The sequence below is a fragment of the Paenarthrobacter nitroguajacolicus genome (assembly GCF_031455195.1).
Taxonomy (GTDB): Bacteria; Actinomycetota; Actinomycetes; order Actinomycetales; family Micrococcaceae; genus Arthrobacter; species Arthrobacter nitroguajacolicus_D.
Window position 1 is genome coordinate 807,674 of record NZ_JAVDSH010000001.1, and the last position, 6,000, is coordinate 813,673.

6 protein-coding genes and 6 tRNA genes are annotated in these 6,000 nt (G+C 63.4%); 5 read left to right on the forward strand and 7 right to left on the reverse strand.

Features of this window, described 5'->3' with window-relative positions; all coding sequences use genetic code 11:
* Nucleotide 1: 1 nt before the first annotated feature.
* From rpe to J2Y68_RS03730, 7 genes are all read right to left on the reverse strand, one after another.
* Nucleotides 2-673, reverse strand: a complete 672-nt coding sequence (gene rpe / locus J2Y68_RS03700) for a ribulose-phosphate 3-epimerase (RefSeq protein WP_309989835.1) — start codon at nucleotides 671-673, stop codon at nucleotides 2-4.
* Nucleotides 674-748: 75 nt separating this feature from the next.
* Nucleotides 749-2,314 (reverse strand): RsmB/NOP family class I SAM-dependent RNA methyltransferase, encoded by a 1,566-nt coding sequence (locus tag J2Y68_RS03705; RefSeq protein ID WP_309989838.1) that lies wholly within the window; start codon nucleotides 2,312-2,314, stop codon nucleotides 749-751.
* Complete coding sequence (gene fmt, locus J2Y68_RS03710) at nucleotides 2,311-3,231, reverse strand: methionyl-tRNA formyltransferase (RefSeq protein ID WP_309989841.1); 921 nt, start codon at nucleotides 3,229-3,231, stop codon at nucleotides 2,311-2,313. The genes J2Y68_RS03705 and fmt overlap by 4 nt, the downstream gene beginning before the upstream one ends.
* Nucleotides 3,228-3,800 (reverse strand): peptide deformylase, encoded by a 573-nt coding sequence (gene def, locus J2Y68_RS03715; RefSeq protein WP_309989843.1) that lies wholly within the window; start codon nucleotides 3,798-3,800, stop codon nucleotides 3,228-3,230. The genes fmt and def overlap by 4 nt, the downstream gene beginning before the upstream one ends.
* 70 nt (nucleotides 3,801-3,870) lie before the next feature.
* Nucleotides 3,871-4,752, reverse strand: a complete 882-nt coding sequence (locus J2Y68_RS03720; RefSeq protein WP_309989846.1) for a cytochrome — start codon at nucleotides 4,750-4,752, stop codon at nucleotides 3,871-3,873.
* A 12-nt stretch (nucleotides 4,753-4,764) separates the two neighbouring features.
* Nucleotides 4,765-4,923, reverse strand: a complete 159-nt coding sequence (locus J2Y68_RS03725; RefSeq protein WP_309989849.1) for a hypothetical protein — start codon at nucleotides 4,921-4,923, stop codon at nucleotides 4,765-4,767.
* A gap of 124 nt (nucleotides 4,924-5,047) precedes the next feature.
* Nucleotides 5,048-5,122: transfer RNA gene (locus J2Y68_RS03730), tRNA-Val, on the reverse strand.
* Between the two features lie 249 nt (nucleotides 5,123-5,371).
* Between J2Y68_RS03730 and J2Y68_RS03735 the strand changes: the two genes are divergently transcribed.
* From J2Y68_RS03735 to J2Y68_RS03755, 5 genes are all read left to right on the forward strand, one after another.
* Nucleotides 5,372-5,444: transfer RNA gene (locus J2Y68_RS03735), tRNA-Gly, on the forward strand.
* Nucleotides 5,445-5,490: 46 nt separating this feature from the next.
* Nucleotides 5,491-5,561, forward strand: a tRNA-Cys gene (locus J2Y68_RS03740).
* A gap of 38 nt (nucleotides 5,562-5,599) precedes the next feature.
* Nucleotides 5,600-5,674, forward strand: a tRNA-Val gene (locus tag J2Y68_RS03745).
* 57 nt (nucleotides 5,675-5,731) lie between these two features.
* Nucleotides 5,732-5,804: transfer RNA gene (locus J2Y68_RS03750), tRNA-Gly, on the forward strand.
* Between the two features lie 25 nt (nucleotides 5,805-5,829).
* Nucleotides 5,830-5,904 (forward strand) — tRNA-Val (locus tag J2Y68_RS03755).
* Nucleotides 5,905-6,000: the final 96 nt, after the last annotated feature.

Sequence of the window (6,000 nt, forward strand, 5' to 3'; positions counted from 1 at the left end):
GTCAGGCGTTCGCCGCAGCAGCCTGCCCGGCAGACCGGAGACGGTCGATCGCCTTCGCCGGGTCCTGGTGCCCGTAGACGGCTGACCCCGCCACAAAAACGTTCGCTCCGGCTTCGGCCGCACGGACGATGGTTTCTTCGGTGATGCCACCGTCCACCTGGATTGCGACACCGATGCCCGAGCCATCGATGGCCGCACGGGCGCGTCGAATCTTGGGCAAAGTGATATCAAGGAACGACTGACCGCCGAATCCGGGCTCCACCGTCATGATCAACAGCATGTCCAGCTCACTGAGCATGTCCAGATAGGGCTCCACCGGAGTGGCCGGACGCAACGCCATCCCCGCTTTTGCCCCCCGGGCCCGCAACTCGCGCGCCAGCTTGACCGGCGCCATGGCCGCTTCAGCATGGAAAGTAACCGACGCGACGCCGGCGTCAGCGTACGCCGGAGCCCAGCGGTCGGCGTCGGAAATCATGAGGTGCGCGTCCAGCGGAACCGGACTGACCGCCTGGATCCTCTCAACCACCGGCAAACCTAGTGTCAGGTTCGGCACGAAATGGTTGTCCATGACGTCCACGTGGACGGCGTCGGCGTTGCTGATGCGCTGCAACTCCGCCTCAAGGTTGACGAAGTCCGCGGACAGGATGCTCGGGTTGATACAGCACTGGGACAAGGCAGGCCCTTCGGGTAGTTGGTGCGCGGGACGGCCGCAACGGACGTCCCGTCCGCTGCGGCCTGATGTATGCGGCTACGCTTTCTTGCGGATAACCGCCAGGAACATCGCATCCGTCTGGTGGACATGTGGCCACAGCTGGGCCGTTTGCTCGTTGCCGGCACCCAGGCTGCCGGTGAGGCTGACATGGTCGAGTGCCAGTCCGGCGTCGAGCAGTTCAAGGTCCTCACGCTTGCCCAGCACGTCGCCCACGACAGCGGTTGTTTCTGCCGGGTGCGGCGAGCAGGTCACGTAAGCCACCACACCGCCGGGCCTGACGGCGTCAATTGCCGACTTCAACAGGTCACGCTGCAGCGGGCCGAGATCGCCAATATCCTTCGGTGAGCGGCGCCACCGCGATTCCGGCCGCCGTCGCAAGGCTCCCAAGCCACTGCAGGGGACGTCCACCAGAACACGGTCAAATGCCCCGGGCTGCTCGCTGCCGACGTCGCGTCCATCGCCAGTCCGCACGGTCCAGCTCTCACTGGGAACAGCCGAGAGGGCCTGCTGAACCAGCTTTGCGCGGTGCGGGGCGGGCTCATTAGCCAGGAGGGTGGCCCCGTCACGGTGGGCCAGGGCGGCAAGCAACGCAGCCTTGCCTCCGGGGCCGGCACACAAGTCCAGCCACCGTTCCCCATCCTGCGCAGAACCGTCCAGGGTGACACCGGCCAAGGCGCGGGCAACCAACTGCGAGCCGACGTCCTGGACGCGGGTGGTGCCACGGCGGACCGACTCGAAGCGGCCAAGGTCGCCACCGGCTGAGAGGGCGGAGCCTTCCACCAGTTCGCCCGCGGTGGCGCCGTTTTCGAACGCTTCGTCGAGGTCACCCAGTCCGGGCAACGCCACCAGGTTGACCACCGGTGCTGCGTTGTCGGCTTCAAGGAGTGCGTCGATCTCGGACTTCGGACGCCCGTGGTTCACCAAAGACTGGCGCAGTGCCCGCACAATCCATTCCGGGTGTGCGTGGCGCAGGGCGGCGATTTTGGTCTCATCCGTTTCCTGGTCAAGGAGCGTATCCAGCCACTCATCCCATGTATGCGCCGTGACTTTGCGCAACACGGCGTTGATAAGCGCGGACGGGCCGGCGCCGATGACCGCACGGGCCAAACCAACTGTCTGGTCCAGGGCTGCATGGGCAGGCACACGCATGGACAGCAGTTGGTGCGCGCCAATTCGCAGCGCATCCAGGATGGCCGGATCAAGCTGTTCGAGTGGCCGGTCCACGCACCGGGCCAGGATCGCGTCGTAAGTACCCTGGCCGCGCAGCGCGCCGTAGCTCAGCTCTGTGGCGAAACCGGCATCGCGACGATCCAGGCGGTGCTCGCGGATACGGGCCGGGAGGACAAGGTTCGCGTAGGCGTCCTCGGAAGCGACCGCCCGGAGGACTTCGAAAGCCACCAGTCGCGCCGGGTCGGCGCGGCGCGTGCGCTGTGCGGGAGCATTGGTGGAGAAACCGCGCTGCGGTCCCCTGTTGCGTTCCCGGCCCTGGGCATTGCGCTTGCTCCCCTGTCCGCCACGGTTCGCTTGCCCGTCGCGGTTGCCCTGTCCGCCACCGTCCCGGCTCCCGCTGTTGTTGGGGCCTCGCCGGCCGGACTCGCTCATTCGAATACCACTCTCTCGGGTGCTGCCAAGCCGCGGGCCCAATCGGCCGGCGACATCATTTTCTTACCGGCCGGCTGAATCCGGCCAAGCTCTACGGCGTGGGAACCCGTTCCCACCAGAACAGATTTTGCTTCCACACGGATGGTCCCCGGCGCCAGGTCCTTCACATCGGGCCGTGGCAGCACAGGTTCGAGTTTGACTCTCTGGCCTTCCAAAGTGGTCCATGCCCCTGGTTCGGGAGTGACGCCCCTGGCCCTCCGATTGATGGCAAGAGCCGGCTGCGTCCAGTCGAGCCGCCCATCATCCAGCGTCAGTTTGGGAGCCAAAGACACTTCACCGGCCTGCGGTTGCGCAACGGCATGTCCGGCATCTATCGCGGAGAGCGTCTGGCTGAGCAGTACGGCTCCGCTCACCGAGAGGCGGCCCAAGAGGTCACCGGCGGTGTCGTCAGGGCGGACGGTCTCGGTGAGCGTCCCGAAGACAGGCCCGGTATCCAGGCCTTCCTCCAGTTGGAAGGTCGCGGCCCCCGTGATGTCGTCGCCCGCGATGATGGAACGCTGGACGGGTGCGGCACCGCGCCACGCCGGCAGCAACGAGAAGTGCAGGTTTATCCAGCCGTGGGTGGGAACGCCCAGCGCTGCGGGCGGAACGATTCCCCCGTAGGCCACAATGGCGGCAACATCGGGAGCGCATTCCGCAATGCGGGAGGTTGTGTCCGCGTCTACCTTCGCTGCCCTGATGACATCTATGCCAAGTTCGGCTGCCCTGGCTGCCACCGGAGACGGGGTCAGGATGCGCTTGCGGCCCAGGGGTGCGTCCGGTCGCGTCAGGACGGCCACGACGTCGAACCCGGCTTTGACAAGCGCGTCCAACGACGGGACCGCGACAGCGGGAGTTCCCGCGAAAAGTACCCTCACTCGGGAACCCCGAAGCTGCCGCCACCAAAACTGGAACCAACCGTGTTGGCGCGCTTGGAGGTGGTTTGCTCCGTGATGGCGTGGTAGTTGGCGTTACGGATGGCCCGGAGAGCCGCCTTCCGGTCCTCGCCCTCCAGACGATCGGTGTACAAGACACCGTCCAGGTGATCGGTTTCATGTTGGAAGCATCGGGCCAACATGCCCTCGGCTTCCACGGAAACCGGGTTGCCGTTAAGGTCCACTCCGGTTGCCTTCGTGGCCCGGTAGCGTCGCACCGGGAAGCCCAAACCGGGAATGGAGAGGCAGCCTTCAACTTCGTCGGGTTGGAAATCCTCGCTGTTTTCCAGGACGGGGTTGATGATGTGGCCCTCCACGCCACCGATGCGGTACGTGAAAACACGCTGGCTGACCCCGACCTGGGGTGCAGCAAGGCCCGCGCCCTCAACGTCCTCCATCGTTTCGGTCATGTCAGCTACCAGCTTGGCGAGCTCCGGACCGAATTCAGTAACGGGATCGGCTACGGTGCGCAACACCGGATCCCCAATGATTCGGATACTCATAATTGCCATGTGCCGTCAGTCCTCACGATCGTCAAACCCAGCTCCGGGTGATGCGGAGCCTAGGCCAGTTTAGTTGAGGTCACAGTGCTGCCGCTGATCCTTGCCCTGCTCCGGCCGTTGCGAACACGGGCGGAGCGATAGGGAGCAGCGCCTGTCCGGCGGCAGTAACGTCTGCCGACATTTCCCATACCCGACGCAAAGCGCAAAACTTCCACCAGTGGTGCTTAAGGATCTCAGGGTTGGCCCGTTGCGGCCGCACTTCAGTTTCCCCCACTGCAACAGCCAGCAACATGGGATTGTCGCCGTACTTCCAGGGTTCCCATTGGCCAGTCACAGGGTCCACCAGGCTTTCTTCGGCCTTCATTCCTGCAGTGAGCTGCATGACTACTTTGTCGTCAAGGGCCTTAACTGTCCCATCCCGGGTTGTCCCCTTGGTCTTGTAATCGATGAGGCATATGCGCCCATTGATCCGGGCAACAAGGTCCAAAGTCCCCGCGTAGCCCACCGTCGAGTTCCAGACCGTGATCTCCGGCGCCAGTGGCTCAACTTGGTAGAGCTCCCACCACTCATCGAACCGGGCCGCGAAAGCCTGCTCGCCGTGTGCGGCCAGGTCTTCCCGGCATTCCTCCGTGCGGTGCGGCCGTCCCATCGCGCGCAAAGCCACCTGCTCGCAGTACGTATGCACCCTGTCACCGCGGGCGGCAGCCTGGTCCCGGTAAAGCTCGGCGGCCTTGGAAGCCTTGTTGATTGCCTGGCGGAGTTTTGCCGGACTTCCAAGAATCGCAGGAAGCTCGGGGTCGGCAGCCAAGCTGCTTGCACCCATGTAACTGAACCATCCGTCCAGGGCGTGGGCGTGCTGGCCGATCACCGTGGTGATGGATGGCACGGAGAATTGCTCGGTAGTAGAGCGGGCGTACATCCGGCCGTAGTCAGTAGCGTGGGCAAGCAGTGGAGCAGTCATATAAAGACTTTGTCACAGAGGACCGACAGAATTCTCCGGCGGGAAGATCGCTTCGAGCAGTTCCGGCGGCAGGTGGGTGAGTTTGCGGGCCAGAACGGGAGCAAACACGGCAAGATCCGCGAACGCTTGCGCTGGTTCTTCAGGGGCTGGGGGCTGTTCTTGTTCGTGCACGCTGGACTTGTGCGCGAACCACTGAATTCGTGACGCTGAAACGGGCAGGACCGGCCAGGAAACCTCACCAGGCAACAAAAAGCCCCGCCCGGACTGACTCAGCAGTCCAAGCGGGGTTCCCGGTTGGTGGGCGATACTGGGTTCGAACCAGTGACCTCTTCGGTGTGAACGAAGCGCGCTACCACTGCGCCAATCGCCCGGGTGCATAGAAAACACTAACGGACCACGGCCGGAATACAAAACGGGCCTGGAGTTCACCGCCGCCCGCTAACTACAACAGTGGAATTACAGCCGTGAAACTCTCCCGGATCCGCGTAATTGCAGGGATCCGGCCGCCTCTGCCGTCAAAAGCGAGCGTCCGATTTGGAGTTTGCAGGAACCTCCTATAGAGTTTTTACTCGTCGGAAAGCGACGGAATGCCTGAAGGGCTGCCCGCCGAAACGACACTGCGGACGTAGCTCAGCTGGTAGAGCACCACCTTGCCAAGGTGGATGTCGCGAGTTCGAATCTCGTCGTCCGCTCGCAAGGCACTGTCAAGGCAAGAATTCCCCGGAATCCTGCTTACACGGTGGGTTGGCCGAGAGGCGAGGCAGCGGCCTGCAAAGCCGTATACACGGGTTCGAATCCCGTACCCACCTCGGTGAAAACCATGTCTTCCAGCTTTTGCTGGATGCATGGGCGATTGGCGCAGCGGTAGCGCGCTTCCCTGACACGGAAGAGGTCACTGGTTCGATCCCAGTATCGCCCACCAGAACAAGGCAACTTGTTTGTTGTTGAAAGCCACGCATCAGCATGGCAGGCAACATGTGCGGACGTAGCTCAGCTGGTAGAGCACCACCTTGCCAAGGTGGATGTCGCGAGTTCGAATCTCGTCGTCCGCTCTCCTTTTATGAAGGACCCGGTAACGGGCGATTGGCGCAGCGGTAGCGCGCTTCCCTGACACGGAAGAGGTCACTGGTTCGATCCCAGTATCGCCCACCAAAACAAGGCAACTTGTTTGTTGTTGAAAGCCACGCATCAGCATGGCAGGCAACATGTGCGGACGTAGCTCAGCTGGTAGAGCACCACCTTGCCAAG